This is a genomic window from Pandoraea horticolens (assembly GCF_902459555.1).
Lineage (GTDB): Bacteria > Pseudomonadota > Gammaproteobacteria > Burkholderiales > Burkholderiaceae > Pandoraea > Pandoraea horticolens.
Map to the genome: position 1 here is coordinate 66,946 of NZ_CABPSM010000004.1, position 18,747 is coordinate 85,692.

An 18,747-nucleotide genomic window follows, 5' to 3' on the forward strand; every position below is an offset into this window, starting at 1 on the left:
GCTCGGCGCGTTGTGCGCGGTTTAGCTGGCGGCCTGCCCGTGCAGGCAGACCCAGCCATCGTCAGCGCGCCAGACCGACATCTTCATATAGGGCGCGTAGGCAGCGATCACTTCGCCGGCTTGTCGTTCCAGCACGCCGGACAGCGCGAGGCGTCCGCCCGGTGCTACCCGCGAGGTGAGCATCGAGGCCAGCAGCTTGAGCGGATTCGACAGGATGTTAGCGACCACAATGTTGAACTGACCGTCGCGCAGGTCGTCGGGCAGTCCGTATTCGACCGTCGCGTGATTGCGTTCGCTATTGTAGCGGGCGGACTCGACGGCCTGCGGATCGATATCGATACCGATGACCGGATCGGCGCCGCACTTGCGCGCGAGAATCGCCAGAATGCCCGAGCCACAACCATAGTCGAGCAGCGATTGGCCCGGCTGTACGTTCTGTTCGAGCCACTCCATGCAGAGTCGCGTGGTTGGATGGCTGCCGGTGCCGAAGGCCAGGCCCGGATCGAGTTCGAGGATGAGGGCGTCGGTGTCCGGGGCGTCGTGCCACGACGGCACCACCCAGATCCGCTGGCCGATCTGCATCGGCTCGAACTGCGATTGCGTGAGGCGCACCCAATCCTGCTCCTCCACGTCACGCAAGGTGAACGCGGGTGACGCGGCGAGCCCCAATTCATTGACCGCCGCCGCGAGCAGCACGGCGGCGTCCTGGTCTTCCCCCACCAGCGCGACCACGCGCGAGTGCTGCCACGCAGTGTCCGGCGGGGTGAGACCAGGCTCGCCGAACATCGGTTGCTCGTCGGGCGTGTCGGCGTCCGCGTCTTCCACCGAGACGGACAGCACGCCGAGATCGAGCAGGGCGTCTGACAGGGCCTCGGCTTGGGCACGGGCAACTTCTACGACGAGTTCGCGATACATAGCGAGTAGTTCCTACGAATTAACGACTTAATTGCTGCCGACGGCAGACTTCTGCGCCAGCTTGTGTTCCAGATAATGGATGCTCGTGCCGCCTTCGACGAACTTGGCGTCGAGCATCAATTCCCGGTGCAGCGGAATGTTCGTCTGAATACCTTCGATCACGATTTCCGACAGCGCCACGCGCATGCGGCGAATCGCCTGGTCGCGCGTTGCCCCGTAGGCGATCAGCTTGCCGATCATCGAATCGTAGTTGGGCGGCACGAAGTAGCCGTTATAAGCATGAGAATCGACGCGGATGCCGGGGCCGCCCGGCATGTGCCAGGCGGTGATGCGACCCGGCGACGGCGTGAACTTGAACGGATCTTCGGCGTTGATACGGCACTCGATGGCGTGCCCCTGGAACTGGATGTCGCGCTGACGGTAGACGAGCTTCTCGCCGGCCGCGATGCGGATTTGTTCCTGCACGATATCGATGCCCGTGATCATTTCCGTGACCGGGTGCTCGACCTGCACGCGCGTGTTCATTTCGATGAAGTAGAACTCATTGTTCTCGAACAGGAACTCGAACGTGCCGGCGCCGACATAGCCCATCTTCTTGCAGGCGTCGGCGCATCGATCGCCGATGCGCTCGATCAGACGGCGCGGGATCAGCGGTGCGGTCGCCTCTTCGATCACCTTCTGGTGACGGCGCTGCATCGAGCAGTCGCGCTCGCCCAGCCAGATTGCATTCTTGTGCTTGTCGGCGAGAATCTGGATTTCGATATGGCGCGGGTTCTCGAGGAACTTCTCCATATAGACTTCCGGATTGCCGAACGCACGGCCGGCTTCCTCGCGGGTCATGTTAACCGCGTTCACGAGTGCCGCTTCCGTGTGCACCACGCGCATGCCGCGACCACCGCCGCCGCCTGCGGCCTTGATGATCACCGGATAGCCGATCTGACGTGCAATGCGCACGATTTCCTTCGGATCGTCGGGCAACGCGCCTTCCGAGCCCGGCACGCAGGGCACGCCGGTCTTGATCATCGTCTGCTTGGCCGAGACCTTGTCGCCCATCAGGCGAATGGTGTCGGGGCGCGGGCCGATGAACGTGAAGCCCGATTGCTCGACGCGCTCGGCGAAGTCGGCATTCTCGGAGAGAAAGCCGTAGCCTGGGTGGATAGCCTGGGCGTCGGTGACTTCTGCCGCGCTGATGAGCGCAGGCATGTTCAGATAGCTGAGCGGCGAGGGTGCCGGGCCGATACAAACGGCTTCGTCAGCGAGCTTGACGTACTTCGCTTCCTTGTCGGCTTCGGAGTAGACCACGACGGTCTTGATGCCCATCTCGCGGCACGCGCGCTGGATGCGCAAAGCGATTTCGCCGCGGTTGGCGATGAGAATTTTTTCAAACATTATGTGCAGTCCTGCCCGTAAGGGGAGAGGAGCGGGGCCGGACGCCGCTTGCCGCCAAGCGGTACACAGCTGCGCTGCGTGGGGCGTCCGACAACCGGCATTAGCCGATCACGAACAGCGGCTGACCGTATTCCACGGCTTGACCGTTCTCGACCAGGATTTCCTTGATCACGCCAGCCTTGTCCGACTCGATTTCGTTGAGCAGTTTCATGGCTTCGATGATGCACAGCGTCTGGCCTTCCTTGACCGAGTCGCCGACTTGCGCGAACGGATCGGCGCCCGGCGACGGGGCACGGTAGAACGTACCGACCATCGGCGACGTCACGATATGACCTTGCGGCAGCACCGGCGTGGCCGGGGCGGGGGCAGCGCTCGGAGCGACGGGAGCTTGCGCAGCGGCCTGCGGGAGTGCCGGCATGGCCATCTGCATCGGGGCGGCGATCACTTGGGGCGGCGCCTTGACGATGCGGACCTTGCCTTCGCCTTCGGTGACTTCGAGTTCGGAAATACCCGATTCGGCCACGAGGTCGATCAACGTCTTGAGTTTGCGCAAATCCATGAAGGAAGCTCCTTGATTCGATATCGGCACGGGGGCAACGCCCCGCGCGGGGAAATGGGGATGAGAGGACTACCCGCCGGCGAGTCGCCGCAGGGCAAAATCGAGTGCGAAGGTGTAGCCGCGCCAGCCCAGGCCGCAGATCACGCCTTGCGCTATATCGGAAAAGTACGAGTGATGCCGGAAGGCTTCGCGCGCATGGACGTTCGAGAGGTGGACCTCGACGAACGGAATGCCCACCCCGGCCAGGGCGTCGCGCATCGCCACACTGGTATGGGTGTAGGCCGCAGGGTTGATGACGATGAAGTCGATCGACTCATCGCGAGCCGCCTGAATCCGGTCAACCAATGCACCTTCGTGATTGCTTTGGAATGTCACCACCTCGGCACCCGCCGTCTTGGCCTGCGCCACAAGGGCGGAGTCAATGTCGGCCAACGTCGTGCGACCGTACACCTCCGGCTCGCGAGTGCCGAGCAGGTTCAGGTTGGGGCCATGGAGCACGAGAATGCGGTGAGGCATTGGCGAATCAAATTTCACGAAATTGGGCGCAATTAAACGCCAGTTGGTGGATTTTGTCCAGTGGGGCGAAAATCGTGCCGTGCCACCCACGTCCGGCGGGACTCCCCGTGATGCCCCCGTGACTTCCTGTTTCCGCTGTGGGGTCAGATGAACGGCCTGAGCGCTGCGCGGACTTCGTCCGACGAGATGCGGCCGAGCTTCTCGTAGTGCAGGCGGCCCTGCGGATCGACAACGACGGTAAACGGTAATGCCCCGGCCTTGTTGCCCAGCGCACGGGCCAGATCGGTTCCCGCGTAGCCGGCCACGAGCAGCGGATAGTCGACTTTTACCTTCTGCTCGAACGCGATCATGTTCTGGGCGGTATCGATGCCGATTCCCACGAATTGGACGTTTTTACTACCGAATTCCGAGGACAATGCCTGCAAATCGGGCATTTCTTCCACGCAGGGCCCGCACCACGGCGCCCAGAAGTTGATGACCAGTGTTTTGCCGCGCCATTGCGAGACGGCCTGCTCGTTACCGCGCAGGTCGGGCAGCCGGGTGGCGAGCAACTGCGCGACAGCGGCGTCCGGGGCGTTCGCCGGCGGCGGGTTCCGGTGGCCGAGCCAGAAGCCGCCCGCCAGCCCTGCGAGCGCCAGAATCACTAGAATAACAATGCGTTTTGCCATGATGGGAGGGAGGGCAGAGGTGCCGGGATCAACGGTAGACGAAAAACGGAGGGCAATTGAGGAGAATAAGTGGCGATTTTGCCGCAACATGACGGCAGATCAACTGTTGGCCGCTGGCTCCGTGGCTTCGGCAATCAGCGCGCGCAGGCCGTTGGCATCGACGCGTATCGGGCGGCCGTTGCCGTCGGTTGCCTTGAGCGCACCGCGCATGTCATCCAGGGAGTACAAGGACAGGTGCACGCCCGCAGGTTCACCCCGCTGATGCCGCTCGCGCCACAGGAAGCTCAGCGTCTCGACCATGCCACGGCCATTGAAATGGCGGCTCTCCGAGACCTCGTAGTCGATTCCCCGATTGAGCAGATCGATGGCAACTTCCTTCGGATTGTCGCAAAAAGCCTGCAAATAGATATCCGATAGCGCCGTTGCCGTGCCGTTGTAGACGGCACCGGTAATGAACGGCCGGTAGCGCGCCAGTGCCGTCATGACGGTGAGCGCCACTTGGCGCAGATGCGCCAACTCGGCGGGCTGCGTGTCGGAGAGAAAGGTCTGGACGTACTCGCGGACTTCCGCTTCGATCTGATCGTTATCTGGCAGCAATTCACCGGCAATCCGCGTCTCACCGGTGACCTGCTTCGCCGCCTTGCGCTTCGCGGTGGCGTAGTCGGCGCCCTCCTCGGCGATGAGGCGTGCGGCGGCCAGCGCAATTTCTTCGCGCAGGCGTTGGGCGTCGGTCCAGGATTTGCGTGTCATGCGGACGATGATACCCGAAAGGCATTGCAGAGCACGCCACAGGTACAATGGAGCCCTTGGCTTTTCGGCACTCCATTTCCCGCACGGGTTCGGCCCGTCCTCACCACGCTCCCCATCCATGCATATTCATATTCTTGGCATCTGCGGCACGTTCATGGGCGGTCTGGCAGTCCTCGCACGTCAGGCCGGCCACACCGTCACAGGTTGCGACGCCAATGTCTATCCCCCCATGAGCACGCAACTCGAGGCGCAGGGCATCCGGTTGATCGAAGGGTTCGACGCCGAACAGGTCTCACTGGGGCCCGACCTGTTCGTGATCGGCAACGTCGTCTCGCGCGGTAATCCGCTGATGGAAGAGATCCTGAATCGAAACCTGCCATACACCTCGGGCCCGCAATGGCTCGGCGAGCATGTGCTGTCGAAGAAGTGGGTGCTGGCCGTGGCGGGAACGCATGGCAAGACGACAACCACGTCGATGCTGACCTGGATTCTCGAGGACGCCGGGTACCATCCGGGATTCCTCGTCGGCGGCGTGCCGATGAACTTCGGCATCTCGGCGCGTCTGACTGACAGCGATTTCTTCGTGATCGAGGCCGACGAGTACGACACGGCCTTTTTCGACAAACGCTCCAAATTCGTCCACTACCATCCGCGCACGGCGATTCTGAACAACCTGGAGTTCGATCACGCCGACATCTTCCCGGATCTGGCCGCCATCGAGACGCAATTCCATCATTTGGTGCGCACTGTGCCGGGGCAGGGCCGCGTGATCGTCAATGGTCGCGAGGCGGCGCTCGAGCGCGTGCTGGTGCGCGGCTGCTGGAGCGAGGTTGAACGCTTCGGTGTGGCAGACGGCTGGCACGTCGCTCAGGCCAACGACACGCTCGCGCCGGGGCAGGAAGCCTTCTGGGTCCATCACGGCCCGGCGGCTGCCGGGGAAGTGAAGTGGTCGCTCCAGGGCGAGCACAACCGGATGAACGCGCTGGCGGCGCTGGCGGCGGCACGGCACGTGGGGGTGCCGCCGGAGCAGGGCGCGGCGGCGCTGGGCAAGTTCCAGAACGTGAAGCGCCGCATGGAAGTGCGCGGCGAGGTGGCGGGCGTCACCGTCTACGACGACTTCGCTCATCATCCGACCGCCATTCAGATGACCTTGGCCGGACTGCGCCGCCGGGCCGGCACCGCGCGTATTCTGGCGGTGCTCGAACCGCGCTCGAATACGATGAAGCTCGGCGTGATGAAGTCGCAATTGCCCGCGAGTCTGGCCGATGCCGATCTGGTGTTCGGCTACGGTGCGCCGTCGGGCAAAGACGCACTTGGCTGGAATCTTGCCGAAGCGCTCGCACCGCTCGGCGCCCGGGCGCAGGCCTTCAGCGATATCGACGGACTCGTGCGTGCGGTGAGTGCGGCAGCACAGCCCGGCGACCAGATCGTGGTGATGAGTAACGGCGGCTTCGGCGGCATTCACCAGAAATTGCTCGACACACTGGCGGCGCGCGCCTGATTCCGGCGCCGTCGCCGTTTGCGCATACTGATTGGGTTTTATCGGGGGCTCACATGATTCTCTATTTGCACGGCTTCCGTTCGTCGCCGCGTTCGTTCAAGGCGCAATTGATGGCTGCCCGCATGCACCGGCTCGGCCTGGGACATGCGTGGGCGTGTCCGCAGTTGCCGCCGTCGCCGCTGGCGGCAGTGGTGGACGCCCAGCGCCTGCTGACCGGCGTGGCGCCCGACGAGTTGACCATCGTGGGCAGCTCGCTGGGCGGCTACTACGCAACCTATTTGGCCGAGAAGCTCGGCTGCCGCGCGGTGCTGCTCAATCCGGCCACGCGGCCGTACGAGGACCTTGGTAAATGGCTCGGCGAGCAGCCGATGTGGCATGGCGGCGGCACCATCGTCGTCGAGCCGCGCCACCTGGACGAGTTGCGCATGATCGACGTGGCGCAGATCACGCGTGCCGAGCGCTATTACCTCGTGGCGGCGACCGGCGACCAGACCCTGGACTACCGTGACATGGTGGCGAAGTTCCCGGGGGCCAAGCTCACCCAGATCGAAGGCAGCGACCACGGTATTTCCGATTTTATCGATTATATGGACGACGTGCTGCGCTTCGCCGGCATCGATGTCACCTCTTCGCCCGGTGCCGCAGGTTCGCTCGCGAGCGAATGACGCGTTTGCCCGTTCTGCCCTAAACCGCCGTCGTTTGGCGGGCTACAATATCGCCTATTGCGATCGATGGCTGTTTCATGAACATTTTTTTTGAGGAATCCGGCGGCTTCAAGGCTGGCACGGTGTTGTCGCAGCAGGGTGAGTCGTATCAGGTGGAACTGCCTGGCGGACGCCGTAGCAAGATCAAAGGACGCGACGTCCTGTTGCGTTTTGAGTCGCCCTCTCCCGCTGATCTGATCGCCCAGGCTCAGGCAGCCGCACAGGACATCGATATGAGTTTCCTGTGGGAATGCGCGCCTGCCGAGGAGTTTCCGTTTCCGACGCTCGCCGCCGAGTACTTCGGCGAAGGCGCGAGTGTTGCGCAACAGGCCGGACTGGCGCTGGCCCTGCAAGCCTCGCCGATCTACTTCCGCCGCAAGGGCCGCGGCCAGTATCAACGCGCGCCGCAGGAACAAATCCAGGCCGCGCTCGCAGGACTCGCCCGCAAGCAGCAGCAGGCAGAGTTGCAGGCCAGCTATGCGGATCAGATGATTGCGGGCACGCTGCCCGATGCGCTCAAGGGCAAGGAACTGCTGTTGCTGTTCCGCCCGGACAAGAACGCCATCGAGTGGAAGGCGCTCGACGCCGCCGCCAGCGCGCTGGGTAAGACGCACGCCGAAGTAATGCTTGCCTGTGGCGGCATTGCGTCGCCGCGCGCGTATCACGAGGCGGCATTCCTCTACGAGTACTTCCCGCGCGGTACTGGCTTCCCCGATGTGGGGCAGGTTCCCCTGCCAAGCGACGATCTGCCGCTGGCCGACGTGCAGGCATTCTCCATCGACGATTCGACGACGACGGAAATCGACGACGCGCTCTCGGTGCAGTTGTTGCCCGACGGCCTGCTGCGTGTGGGTATCCACATTGCGGCGCCTGCGCTCGGAATCACGCGCGGCGACGCCATCGACGCCATCGCGCGCGTACGCCTGTCGACGGTCTACGCGCCCGGCGAGAAGATTACGATGCTGCCCGACGCCGTGGTCGAGGCGTACACGCTCGCCGAAGGCGGTGCCCGTCCGGCGTTGTCGCTGTATGTCGTGGCCAAGGCCGACACGTACGAGATCGTCGCCACCGAGACGCGTGCTGAACGCGTGCCGATCTCTGCGAACCTGCGCCACAACGAACTCGACTCGATCATCACGGCCGAGGCGCTGGCCGATGGCAGCGGCGACTATCCGCACAAGGAAGAACTGCGTCTGCTGTGGCCGTTCGCGCAGTCGCTTTACGACAAACGTCAGGCCGCACGCGTGGGCTATGGCTTGCGCCCGGAAGTGCAGAACAAGACCGACTTCAGTTTCTACGTCGACGGCGAGCACATCACGATCAAGCAGCGCCTGCGGGGTGCGCCGCTGGATCTGATCGTCGCCGAGATGGCGATTCTCGCGAACAGTCGTTGGGGACGCCTGCTGGCCGAATGCGGCGTGCCCGGCATCTACCGTGCACAACGTGCCTACGGTGTGAACCGTACGCGCATGCAGACGTCGCCGGCGCCGCATGAGGGCCTCGGCGTCGAGCAGTACGCGTGGAGCACTTCACCGCTTCGTCGCTACGTCGATCTCGTGAACCAGTGGCAGTTGATCGCGTGTGTGCGTCACGGGGTGACGGCCAAACTGGCGGCGCCCTTCAAGCCCAAGGACGCCGATCTGTATGTCACCGTCTCGAGCTTCGAGGCCGCTTATGCCGCCTATGCCGAGCATCAGAGCCGGATGGAGCGTTACTGGTGTCTGCGCTGGCTGCTTCAGGAGAACAAGTCGCAGGTGCAGGCGAGTGTGCTCAAGGGCGACACGGTGCGTCTGAACGACATCCCGCTGACGTTGATTGTGCCGGGACTCGGTCTGCACGCGCGTGGCACGCAGATCATGCTCGACGTGCTGTCGCTCGACGTCGTCACGCTCAGTATTTCGGTGCGTATCTCGCAGGTGCTCGACGCCAGCCAGACCGTGCTTGCCGATGACGATGACGAAGGGGAAGGCGGCGCGGGTGAGGGCGGCGACGGCGGAGAACTGGCTGAGGGAGCAGGCGGTGCGGATGACACCGATGGCGCCGATGGTACCGACAGCAATGACGATGCCGATGGTGTCGAAAGCCGCAGTGAAGAGGATGCCGTGTCGGCCTCGCCCGACACGAGTGCGCCTGTCGCGCAACCGGCGGATGCCGGCTCCGAGACTTCGCCGCTCGCTGCCGCGCTGATGGCTGCGGGCGCTCGCGACGCCTCTGCCAGCTCGGCGTGCTGAAACCGGCGCTCGCCTCCGGCAATCTGGGCGAGGCCCGACGCCGCGGCTGGTCGCTCATGCGTGAGCATCCGCTTGCCACGGGTCTCGTATTTTCGGCCGTGGTTCATCTGCTCGCGCTGGCGGTGCATTTCGTCGCACCCGATAGTTTCCGGCTGCACAGCGCAGACTCGCCGCTCGAAGTCGTTCTCGTCAATGCGAAGTCGGCCAACGCGCCCGACAAGGCCACCGCGCTGGCGCAGGCTAACCTTGTGGGCGGCGGCGAGCACGACGGTGAGCGCGCGACGTCGCCCTTGCCGTCGCGTGCCTTCGAGCGCGACGGCGCGCCCGTCGCGCAGATCCAGCGCAACGTGAGCGACCTCGAGGCGATGCAGGAAAAGTTGCTTTCGCAACTGCGCAGTCAGTACGCTGCCGCGCCGGAGTCGCAGCGCAATCGTGCCGACGCCCCGCAACGCGGGCAAGGGCACGACGATCAGAACGTCGATCAGCGGATCGCCCGTCTGCAGGCGGAAATCGATAAGCAGTTGCGCGCGTATCAGACTCGTCCGAAACGCGGTCAGGTCACGGCCAACACGCGCGAAGTGGTGTACGCCCGATACTTCGATACGCTACGCCATCGCGTGGAGCGTTACGGCACGGAGCACTTTCCGCAGATCGGCAACGACCGCCTTTATGGCGAGTTGATCGTGACGCTCAACGTCAATCAACGCGGCGGACTCGGGTATCACAAGGACGGCTGGAGCGTCACGGGTGTGGAGGTCACGCGAAGCTCCGGCAATCGCGATCTGGACCGCCGCGCCGTGGCGATCGTGCAAGCCAGCGCTCCGTTTGGCGACTTCTCTTCCGAGATGAAACAGCGCTACGACATTCTCGAAATCGTCACGCGGATGACGTTCTCACGTCAGGGCGTGCAGGCCGAAACGCTGGCCGCCCCGCCGGAGGGCGAGGCACGGTAATACCTGGCATTTCACGGCGTGGCCTGCTCGGAAAAACCTTCTAAATATTTCTATAATTGCGAAGTTTTCTCCGACTCTTGGAAAGTCAGCCATGAAATGGATTGTGTTGGCGATCTTTGCCGCTTGTGCTGCATATGTGCATTTTCGCGGCAAGGTTCGCCACAAATTTTTCCGCCAACTCTCTGACCATTCGACGTTTCTGTCGCCACTGAACGTGTTCATGTACACGTTCTCTCGTGTGCCGACAACGCCATATCTGAAAACCGAAAACTTCCCGGAACTCGAGCCGTTGCGCCAGAACTGGGAAGCGATTCGTGCCGAAGCGGTATCGCTGCTCGGCGCGAGCCAAATCAAAGCGTCGGATAAGTACAACGATCTTGGCTTTAATTCTTTCTTCAAGAGTGGCTGGAAGCGTTTCTATCTGAAGTGGTATGACGACGCGCATCCGTCTGCCAATGAACTCTGTCCGCTGACCACCGGTCTTGTACGCCAGATTCCGACGATCAAGGCGGCGATGTTTGCCGAACTGCCGCACGGCAGCCGCCTCGTGCGTCACCGGGATCCGTTCGCGGGGTCGCTGCGTTTTCACCTCGGGCTGGTCACGCCGAACGATGACCGCTGTTATATCGACGTCGACGGTCAGCGCTATAGCTGGCGCGACGGCGAGGGCGTGGTGTTCGACGAGACGTACATTCACTATGCCGAGAACAAGAGCGGTCAGAACCGCATCATTCTGTTCTGCGACGTCGAGCGTCCGATGAAGTATCGCTGGACGCAGGCGATCAACCACTGGTTCGGCCGTCATCTGGTCGGTGCGGCGGCGTCGCCCAACGAGGCGGGCGACCGTACCGGCGGGTTGAACAAGGCGTTCAAGTATATTTACTCGATCCGCATTGTCGGCAAACGCCTCAAGGCGTGGAACCGCTACGTGTACTATGCAGTGAAATGGGCTTTGTTCGGCGGCATCGCGCTGTGGATCTTCTGGTGATCGGCGCTCGCAGACCTTTGGCCAAACGCCGTATTTGACGCACGCAACAGCGGCGCCTGAGCGAAAGCCAGGCGCCGCGTCTTTGAAAACGATGACAAACCAAACGCCACCCGGGGACCTGCCGGCCGATCGCTACGCGGTGATCGGTCATCCTGTCGAACACAGTCAGTCGCCGTTCATTCACGCTGAGTTCGCGCGCGAGACGGGGCAGCATCTCACCTATGAACGTCTGCTCGCGCCACTCGATGCGTTCGCGGCCACTGTCCGAACTTTCATCGAGAGCGGCGCACGGGGCGCCAACGTCACGGTGCCGTTCAAGCTCGAGGCTCACGCGCTCGCAGATCGTCTGACCGAGCGCGCGCAGGCGGCTGGCGCCGTCAACACACTGGTGTTCGACGCACAGGGAATTACCGGTGACAACACCGACGGCGTGGGGCTCGTGCGCGATATCGAGGGGCCGCTTGGCGTTTCGCTCAAGGGGCGCCGCGTGCTGCTGCTTGGCGCCGGCGGCGCGTCACGCGGCGCGATGCTCCCGCTGATCGAGGCGGCGCCGGCGGCGCTGTTCGTCGCCAATCGCACGGCCGCACGCGCCGATGAGCTTGTCGCACGTTTTACGGCGGCGGCGCAGCGTCATGGCGTTGCGCTGGCCGGCGGCGGTTGGGACGCCACCCCGGCGGCGTTCGATGTCGTCATCAATGCCACGGCCGGCAGCTTGCAGGGCGAGTTGCCGCCGCTGCCGGCTGGCGTCTACGCGGCCGGAGCCCTGGCCTACGACATGATGTACGGTGCGCAACCGACCGTGTTCATGACGCACGCATTGTCGGCCGGTGCGGCACGCGCGGTGGACGGACTGGGCATGCTGGTCGAACAGGCGGCTGAAGCGTTTGCGGTGTGGCGCGGCGTGCGTCCGTCGACCGATGCCGTGCGCGCAGCGTTGCGTGCACGACTCGCCGCCAAGGGCTGATCTTCCGCGATGGCTGCGCAGCGACGAACCCCGCGCACGACCCGTAAACGCCGTTGGGGTCCGTGGCACTGGATGGCCTACGTCGTCACGCTGCTGTTCGTGGGCGTGCTGGCCACACAGCTTTACTACTTCATGCAAATCGGCTGGTGGGTGCATTTCAATCCGCAGTCGACGGCGTTCATGCGGGCGGCCGAGGCGAGGCTGCGCGAGACCGATGCGAACGCGACGCTGCGGCACGAATGGGTGCCGTACGATCAGATTTCGCGCAACCTGAAGCGCGCGATCATCGCGAGTGAAGACGCGAACTTCGTCAACCACGACGGCTTCGAGATCGACGCGATGCTCGGCGCGTGGGAGAAGAATCAGAAGAAGGGGCGCATCGTCGCTGGCGGCTCGACCCTCTCGCAACAGTTGGCCAAGAATCTGTTTCTGTCGAGCGAGAAGAGTTATCTGCGTAAGGCCGAAGAGCTGAGCATCACCTGGATGCTCGAGTTTTGGATGGACAAGCAGCGCATCTTCGAGATTTATCTCAATTCGGTGGAGTGGGGCGACGGCGTATTCGGTGCCGAAGCGGCCGCACGTTACTACTACGGCATTCCGGCCGCCAAGCTCTCGCCATGGCAGGCGGCGCGACTGGCCGTGATGCTGCCGCGTCCGCGCTATTTCGACACCCATCGCAATTCGCCGTATCTCGCGCAGCGCGCTGGCGTGATTTCGCGTCGTATGGGCGCGGCGGAGTTGCCGCAGTAGCGCATTGCCGATGCCGGCCCGTCTCTGCGGCGTCAGCGCTGCGTCACGACGAAAAAAGGCGGCGCGACGAAAGCCGCGCTGCCCGGTGTTCCGCAACCCGTGCCCCCGCATGAGAGGGAAGGCGAGCCGGGCCTAGTGTCTCGGCTGCGCTGCGTCCGGCATGGGCTGCGCAGGCACTTGCATGATGGTGCGTGTCGGGAAGGGCAGCGAGCAACCCACACCCTCGACCGTCTCTTTGACACGACGCTGGAGATCCCAATACAGCCCCCAGTAGTTGCCCAGCAGCGACCAGACACGCACGTTCACAATCACGGCGCTGTCGCTGACCTGCTTGACCATGATTTCCGGCGCAGGTTTGTCGAGCACCCGGTCGTCGTGCGCGACATGCGCATGCAGCGCGGCCATGGCTGCGTCGAGATCGTCGTCGAGCGCAATGCCCACGGTGATCTCCATGCGACGCGTGGCGTTCCGGCTGAAGTTCGTGATCGGTTGCCCCCAGATCTGATTGTTCGGCACGCAGACGTAAATACCGTCGGCATTCGTGAGCGTGGTGGTGAACAGGCCGATCTCGTTGACCGTTCCCGCGACCGACGCGCCGGCGGTAATGTAGTCGCCGTTGCGGAAGGGGCGCAGCACCAGCAGCATCGTGCCCGCCGCGATGTTCTGCAACGTGCCTTGCAGCGCGAGACCGATCGCCAGACCGGCAGCACCGAGCACTGCGATGATGCTGGCTGTTTGCACGCCGAACTGCGCCAGTACCGCAACGATGGTGATGATGCGTACCGACCAAAGCACGACCGACTCGATGAGCGGCTTGAGCGTGGCGTCGAAATGCGGCGAACGGCTCAGGGCGCGGTGAACGAAGCGAGCCAATCGTTTCGCAATCCAGAAGCCGATCAGCAGAATCAGCACGGCTTGTACGAACGACAGCCCGTAACGAACGGCATTGCCCGCGAGAAAACCCATCACCGCGTCGAAGGACGCGAGAGGGGGCGTGACTTCATTCATTTCGCTTTTCTCCCTGTCGATGGACGCGTGAACGCGTCGATACCAAGGTTGACGCAAAGTGCGTAGATTGGTTCGACTAGCTTGCCAGCATTCCCGGCCGCCCGCGCCGACTTTTAATGTTTTAGGAGGATGCTTACGGAAGAATCCTCCGCCGACCGACGACGGAAGACGCGCGTCATCGGGAAAGGTTGCCGTTCTTGGCGTGTCCGTGGAGCGGCTGCTACACTTGCCGTCGCTGTGTAGCCGGGAGAACCTCGTTTGATCAATGCCTTCGTCATCCATCATGGCCGTCTGCAACAGGTGACATGTGACCACCCCAGCGACCTGGCCAGCGTCTCACCGGTTTGGGTCGATTTACATAGCGAATCGGAAGAGGAGCGCCGCTGGGTAGAAGAGGCCTACAACGTCAAGTTGCCGTCACGCGATGAGGTGACCGATATCGAGGCATCGGCCCGCTATTACGAAGACGATGGTGGCGTGCTGCACATCCGCACGGATTTCCTGCTCGACGACGAAGAGCAGTCGCGCAACGTTCCCGTCGCGTTCGTGGCGCTCAAGGACCTGTTGATTTCCATCCACGACGAAGATTTGCCAGTGTTCCGGCTGGTGCGCATGCGTGCGCGCATTCGTCCTGGGTCGGTTCGCGACGCGATGGACGTATTGCTCGACCTCTATTCGACCGACGCCGAGTATTCGGCCGATTCGCTCGAAGGGGTGTACGCCGCGCTCGAAGAGGTAAGCAAGCGAGTACTCGGCAAGAATCTCACCGATGCCGATGCCGCCAAGGCCCTGGAGAGCATCGCCGCCGAGGAGGATCTGAACGGCCGGATTCGTCGCAACGTCATGGATACGCGCCGCGCTGTGTCGTTCCTCATGCGTGCCCGCATGCTCAAGGACGAGCAGTATCAGGAGGGCAAGCAGATCCTGCGCGATATCGAATCGCTCGATAACCACACGGCGTATCTGTTCGACAAGATCAACTTCCTGATGGACGCCACGATCGGCTTCATCAACATCAATCAAAACAAGATCATCAAGATCTTCTCGGTGGCGGCGGTTGCCTTTCTTCCGCCCACGCTGATCGCCAGTATTTATGGCATGAATTTCCAGATGATGCCGGAACTGCGTTGGGAGGTTGGTTATCCGTTCGCCATCGGCTTGATGATCCTTTCGGCGATTGCACCGTTCCTGTATTTCCGTCATCGCGGCTGGCTCGACTGAGCGCCTCGGGCAGTGCCCGACGCCGCCGTCGCGGCCATCTTGCGCTGAACAAGGGAAGGCGAGGCCGCCGAGCAGGTAAAATAGCGGCCATCGCTGGATGGAACCAGTCTCGAATCACCCTCCGCCGGACTACCGCCGCCGGAACCCCGCCGGAACCCCGTCATGACATTCACCGAAGTTCTCAAGGCCGCTTGGACGCGCAACAATTCATTGCTTTGCGTGGGGCTGGACCCTGAGCCGTCGCGTATCCCCGCACATCTGCAAGGTCAGCCCGACGCGATTTTCGAGTTTTGCCGCCAGATCGTCGATGCTACCGCGCGCTACGCTTGTGCGTTCAAGCCGCAGATCGCCTACTTCGCCGCGCATCGTGCCGAAGACCAGCTTGAGCGGCTGATTGCGCATATTCACGCCGATCATCCGGGCCTGCCGGTTATTCTCGATGCGAAGCGCGGCGATATCGGCAGCACCGCCGAGCAGTACGCGCGCGAAGCATTCGAGCGCTATCGTGCCGACGCCGTGACGGTGAACCCGTATATGGGTTTCGACTCGCTGGAACCATACCTCGCGCACGCCGATAAGGGCGTGATCGTGCTGTGCAGGACGTCGAATCCGGGGGGCAGCGATCTGCAGTTCCTCGATGTCGACGGCAGGCCGCTGTATCAAACGGTGGCGCGTTTGGCGGCGGGTCCGTGGAATACGAGCGGTCAGATCGGTTTGGTGGTCGGCGCAACGTTCCCGGCGGAAATCGCGACCGTTCGCAGCATCGTTGGCGATATGCCGCTGTTGATCCCAGGCGTGGGCGCTCAGGGCGGCGACGTCGAGGCGACGGTCAAAGCCGGCCGTACCGCCAACGGCACAGGCATGATGATCAATTCGTCGCGCGCCATCATCTATGCCGGTCGCGATGAGCAATTCGCCGAGGCTGCGGCGACGGCTGCGCAGAAGACGCGCGATAGCATCAATGCTTATCGCTGACCGGGCGTCGTATTGATGCGCGAGTCATCACCGTCATTGCCCAATACGTAGCGGCTGCCGCGTCAGGTTTTGCCGCCGCGCTATCGGGGATGACGACCCGGAAAAAACAGCGCCTTGCGAGTGAATCGCAGGCGCTGTTTTTTTATGATTCCGGATGGCAGCGTTCTTGTCGTCTTGCGCTCGCCGTTTCGCGTTTGGCGTGACGTGGGGGACGAGCCCCGGCAGTTACGCTTCGGCTTTGTCGAGCAACTCGATGACGCCACGCAGCGCGTGTTGCGCGGCCTGACTGCGCACCTGCGTGCGATCGCCCTTGAAATGCTTCGTCTCGACGAGTGTCGTGACACGGTTGCTCCACGCGAAGCACACCATGCCCACGGGCTTATAGGGTGTGCCGCCGCCAGGACCGGCGACGCCAGTGATCGACAGCGAGATCTGCGCACGGCTATTGAGCAGCGCACCTTCGGCCATGGCGCGCGCCACGGGTTCGCTCACGGCACCGTGCTTATCGATCAGTTCGGCCGGAACACCGATCATCTCGGACTTGGCTTGATTCGAGTAGGTGACGAAGCCGCGCTCGAACCAGTTGCTGCTGCCGGAAATGTCGGTGATTGCAGCGGCGACGAGGCCACCGGTGCACGACTCGGCCGTTGTTAGCATCAGGCGTTCGTCACGCAGACGGTTGCCGACTTTCACCGACAGTTGAGCGAGAAGATTTTGTTCGGAGACCACGGGACGACGCCTTCAAAAAGTCTATGCAACGAATACGCAACGGGCACGGGCAAGGCATTTGCGGGACACCCTTTGTGGTGCTGTCTCAGCGCGACGCCGCCGCAGAAATACGGCAGTCATGCATGTTGTCATGCCGCCGTCATGCCGCAGTGGCAAGGCCGGTCAGATCGAGCGCCACAACGCAATCACGAGCAGCGTGCAGAACGCGGCGACGAGATCGTCCAGCATGATACCGAGGCCGCCCTTCACCGTGCGATCGAAATAACTGATGGGCGGCGGTTTGACGGCATCGAAGAAACGGAACAGGACGAACGCCACCAGTTGGCCACCGAAGCTTGCCGGGGTAACGAACAGCAACACGATCCAGAACGCGACGATCTCGTCCCAGACAACCGCACTCGGGTCCTGTATGCCGAGCTTGCGTGCCGTAAAGCCGCAGATCCAGACGCCGCCGATGAGAGACGCGGCGATCAACACGCCCCAGCCGGTGACCGTCAGATACAGATTGAGCACCAGATACGACGCCCACCCGAACAGTGTTCCCACGGTGCCTGGCGCGAATGACGACAGGCCTGTGCCGAAACCAAGCGAAAACAGGTGCGCGGGGTGCGACAGCAGGAAACGCGAGGTCGGCCGGCGCGGGCCACTGCCCGGGTTGACGGCGGCCGTTTGATCAGTGCTCATTGGAAATGGTCGAAACTTTTGTAATCGGCAGCGACGGCCGCGCCAGTCTTGTCGTGAAGATGCAGCATCGTTCGGCGCGCGTCGGGAAACGCTATTGTACCGATACGCGTGAGACGTATGCCAAGTTCGTCGCCGATCGCCGCGATTCGAGGCCGTTGAGCGCTGTCGGCGCAAAAGCACAATTGATAGTCGTCGCCACCTGCGAGCGTGCAAAGGCGTTGAATCTCGCGGGTTTGCGATGCCAGCAGGGCCGAGCGTGGCAGGTCGTCGACGTTCACCTGTGCACTCATATTCGAGCGCTCAAGAATATGGCCGAGGTCGCCGAGCAATCCGTCCGAGACGTCTAGCGCAGCGCGTGCCACACCTCGCAGCGCCAACCCGAGTGCGATCTGAGGCTCGGGCCAGTCCATCGCGCGACGCGCGAGCGCGAGATCGTCTGGGTGAAGCGACCATTCGCCGCGCAATGCCCCGAGCGCGAGCCGGGCATCGCCGAGGGTGCCGGAGACCCAAATGTCGTCGCCGGGCCGGGCGGCATCGCGCCGCAGCGCCTGGGGGCCCGGCACGCTGCCGAACACCGTCACGCAGAGATTGCGCGGACCACGTGTGGTGTCGCCGCCAACCAGCGGGCACGCGTAGCGGTCGGCCAGCGCCGAGAGGCCTTGCGCAAATGGTGCGAGCCACGCGGGATCGCTGTCGGGCAGGGCAAGGGCCAGCGTGAATCCCATGGGGCGTGCGCCCATTGCCGCCAGATCCGACAGGTTGACGGCGAGTGTTTTGTGGCCAAGCGCGCGCGGATCGGCGTCCGCGAAGAAATGGCGGCCCTCGACGAGCATGTCGGTCGAAATCGCGAGTTGCTCGCCTGCCGGCGGGCGCAGCAGGGCGCAGTCGTCCCCGATGCCGAGCGTCACATGCTCACCCTGGCGCGTTGCACGGGCGAAGAAGCGGTCGATCAGCGAGAACTCGGACAGCGGCGAAGGTGACGGGATTGTCGTGGTCATGGGCACCGGTACAACCGTTGCCAGCGCCTTGGCGGGATGCGTTGCATTGCAGCGCAGCGCGGCTGCGTGGCAACGTGAGGCGTCAGGCGGCGGGCAGTGAGTGAGTAAAAGTGTAGAGGTGTAAAGGGTGTAAAGGGCGGAATGGGTGAATGGGTGAAATGGGCACCCGAAATGCACAGTGCGAACCCCTATATTCTAAGAGGCTGCTTCCGCTTTCCCAAGCGGACAAACGGGACGCGTCATG

Annotated in this window: 19 protein-coding genes; 9 read left to right on the top strand and 10 right to left on the bottom strand. The window is 63.1% G+C overall.

The annotated features are described in order from the left end of the window. Window positions 1-21: 21 nt before the first annotated feature. The 6 genes from prmA to PHO31112_RS08800 form a co-directional block, all read right to left on the bottom strand. Window positions 22-915: a 50S ribosomal protein L11 methyltransferase gene (gene prmA, locus PHO31112_RS08775; protein WP_150620170.1), complete on the bottom strand. Its 894-nt coding sequence runs from the start codon at window positions 913-915 to the stop codon at window positions 22-24. Between the two features lie 27 nt (window positions 916-942). Further along, a complete protein-coding gene (gene accC, locus PHO31112_RS08780) occupies window positions 943-2,304 on the bottom strand; it encodes an acetyl-CoA carboxylase biotin carboxylase subunit (RefSeq protein ID WP_150620171.1) in 1,362 nt (453 codons plus the stop codon). A gap of 100 nt (window positions 2,305-2,404) precedes the next feature. Further along, window positions 2,405-2,863: an acetyl-CoA carboxylase biotin carboxyl carrier protein gene (gene accB / locus PHO31112_RS08785; protein WP_150620172.1), complete on the bottom strand. Its 459-nt coding sequence runs from the start codon at window positions 2,861-2,863 to the stop codon at window positions 2,405-2,407. Window positions 2,864-2,932: 69 nt separating this feature from the next. Beyond that, window positions 2,933-3,379: a type II 3-dehydroquinate dehydratase gene (gene aroQ / locus PHO31112_RS08790; protein WP_036664542.1), complete on the bottom strand. Its 447-nt coding sequence runs from the start codon at window positions 3,377-3,379 to the stop codon at window positions 2,933-2,935. 143 nt (window positions 3,380-3,522) lie between these two features. After that, window positions 3,523-4,047 carry a TlpA family protein disulfide reductase gene (locus PHO31112_RS08795; RefSeq protein WP_150620173.1) on the bottom strand — a complete coding sequence of 175 codons (525 nt, stop codon included), beginning with the start codon at window positions 4,045-4,047 and terminating at the stop codon, window positions 3,523-3,525. A 99-nt stretch (window positions 4,048-4,146) separates the two neighbouring features. Beyond that, window positions 4,147-4,797, bottom strand: a complete 651-nt coding sequence (locus PHO31112_RS08800) for a UDP-N-acetylmuramate--alanine ligase (RefSeq protein WP_150620174.1) — start codon at window positions 4,795-4,797, stop codon at window positions 4,147-4,149. A 118-nt stretch (window positions 4,798-4,915) separates the two neighbouring features. On the opposite strand from PHO31112_RS08800, the gene mpl reads away from it, so the two are divergent. From mpl to mtgA, 7 genes are all read left to right on the top strand, one after another. Further along, the gene (mpl, locus tag PHO31112_RS08805) at window positions 4,916-6,298 is read left to right on the top strand and encodes a UDP-N-acetylmuramate:L-alanyl-gamma-D-glutamyl-meso-diaminopimelate ligase (protein WP_150620175.1); all 1,383 of its coding nucleotides are present in this window, start codon (window positions 4,916-4,918) and stop codon (window positions 6,296-6,298) included. Between the two features lie 53 nt (window positions 6,299-6,351). Then, window positions 6,352-6,963, top strand: coding sequence for a YqiA/YcfP family alpha/beta fold hydrolase (locus PHO31112_RS08810; RefSeq protein ID WP_150620176.1), 612 nt, complete (start codon window positions 6,352-6,354; stop codon window positions 6,961-6,963). A gap of 77 nt (window positions 6,964-7,040) precedes the next feature. Then, complete coding sequence (locus PHO31112_RS08815) at window positions 7,041-9,233, top strand: ribonuclease catalytic domain-containing protein (RefSeq protein WP_150620177.1); 2,193 nt, start codon at window positions 7,041-7,043, stop codon at window positions 9,231-9,233. After that, complete coding sequence (locus PHO31112_RS08820; RefSeq protein ID WP_246177887.1) at window positions 9,227-10,186, top strand: energy transducer TonB; 960 nt, start codon at window positions 9,227-9,229, stop codon at window positions 10,184-10,186. Before PHO31112_RS08815 ends, PHO31112_RS08820 begins: the two co-directional genes overlap by 7 nt. 91 nt (window positions 10,187-10,277) lie before the next feature. Continuing rightward, window positions 10,278-11,174, top strand: coding sequence for a lipid A hydroxylase LpxO (gene lpxO, locus PHO31112_RS08825; protein ID WP_150620178.1), 897 nt, complete (start codon window positions 10,278-10,280; stop codon window positions 11,172-11,174). A 91-nt stretch (window positions 11,175-11,265) separates the two neighbouring features. Beyond that, window positions 11,266-12,138 carry a shikimate dehydrogenase gene (aroE, locus tag PHO31112_RS08830; protein ID WP_150620179.1) on the top strand — a complete coding sequence of 291 codons (873 nt, stop codon included), beginning with the start codon at window positions 11,266-11,268 and terminating at the stop codon, window positions 12,136-12,138. 9 nt (window positions 12,139-12,147) lie between these two features. Further along, window positions 12,148-12,888, top strand: a complete 741-nt coding sequence (gene mtgA / locus PHO31112_RS08835) for a monofunctional biosynthetic peptidoglycan transglycosylase (RefSeq protein ID WP_150620180.1) — start codon at window positions 12,148-12,150, stop codon at window positions 12,886-12,888. A 132-nt stretch (window positions 12,889-13,020) separates the two neighbouring features. On the opposite strand, the gene PHO31112_RS08840 is transcribed toward mtgA, so the two are convergent. Continuing rightward, window positions 13,021-13,896 carry a mechanosensitive ion channel family protein gene (locus PHO31112_RS08840; protein ID WP_150620181.1) on the bottom strand — a complete coding sequence of 292 codons (876 nt, stop codon included), beginning with the start codon at window positions 13,894-13,896 and terminating at the stop codon, window positions 13,021-13,023. Window positions 13,897-14,154: 258 nt separating this feature from the next. Here PHO31112_RS08840 and corA point away from each other — a divergent pair, with 258 nt between their 5' ends. Together corA and pyrF are read left to right on the top strand one after the other, a co-directional pair. Next, window positions 14,155-15,117: a magnesium/cobalt transporter CorA gene (gene corA, locus PHO31112_RS08845; protein ID WP_150620182.1), complete on the top strand. Its 963-nt coding sequence runs from the start codon at window positions 14,155-14,157 to the stop codon at window positions 15,115-15,117. A gap of 162 nt (window positions 15,118-15,279) precedes the next feature. Further along, the gene (gene pyrF, locus PHO31112_RS08850; RefSeq protein WP_150620183.1) at window positions 15,280-16,092 is read left to right on the top strand and encodes an orotidine-5'-phosphate decarboxylase; all 813 of its coding nucleotides are present in this window, start codon (window positions 15,280-15,282) and stop codon (window positions 16,090-16,092) included. A 225-nt stretch (window positions 16,093-16,317) separates the two neighbouring features. On the opposite strand, the gene PHO31112_RS08855 is transcribed toward pyrF, so the two are convergent. The 3 genes from PHO31112_RS08855 to thiL form a co-directional block, all read right to left on the bottom strand. Next, entirely contained in the window at window positions 16,318-16,821 is a 504-nt protein-coding gene (locus tag PHO31112_RS08855; RefSeq protein ID WP_150620184.1) for a CinA family protein, read from the bottom strand. A gap of 162 nt (window positions 16,822-16,983) precedes the next feature. After that, the gene (locus PHO31112_RS08860; RefSeq protein ID WP_150620185.1) at window positions 16,984-17,505 is read right to left on the bottom strand and encodes a phosphatidylglycerophosphatase A family protein; all 522 of its coding nucleotides are present in this window, start codon (window positions 17,503-17,505) and stop codon (window positions 16,984-16,986) included. Next, on the bottom strand, window positions 17,502-18,503 hold the full coding sequence (gene thiL / locus PHO31112_RS08865) for a thiamine-phosphate kinase (protein ID WP_150620186.1): 1,002 nt from the start codon (window positions 18,501-18,503) through the stop codon (window positions 17,502-17,504). The genes PHO31112_RS08860 and thiL overlap by 4 nt, the downstream gene beginning before the upstream one ends. Between the last annotated feature and the right edge of the window lie 244 nt (window positions 18,504-18,747).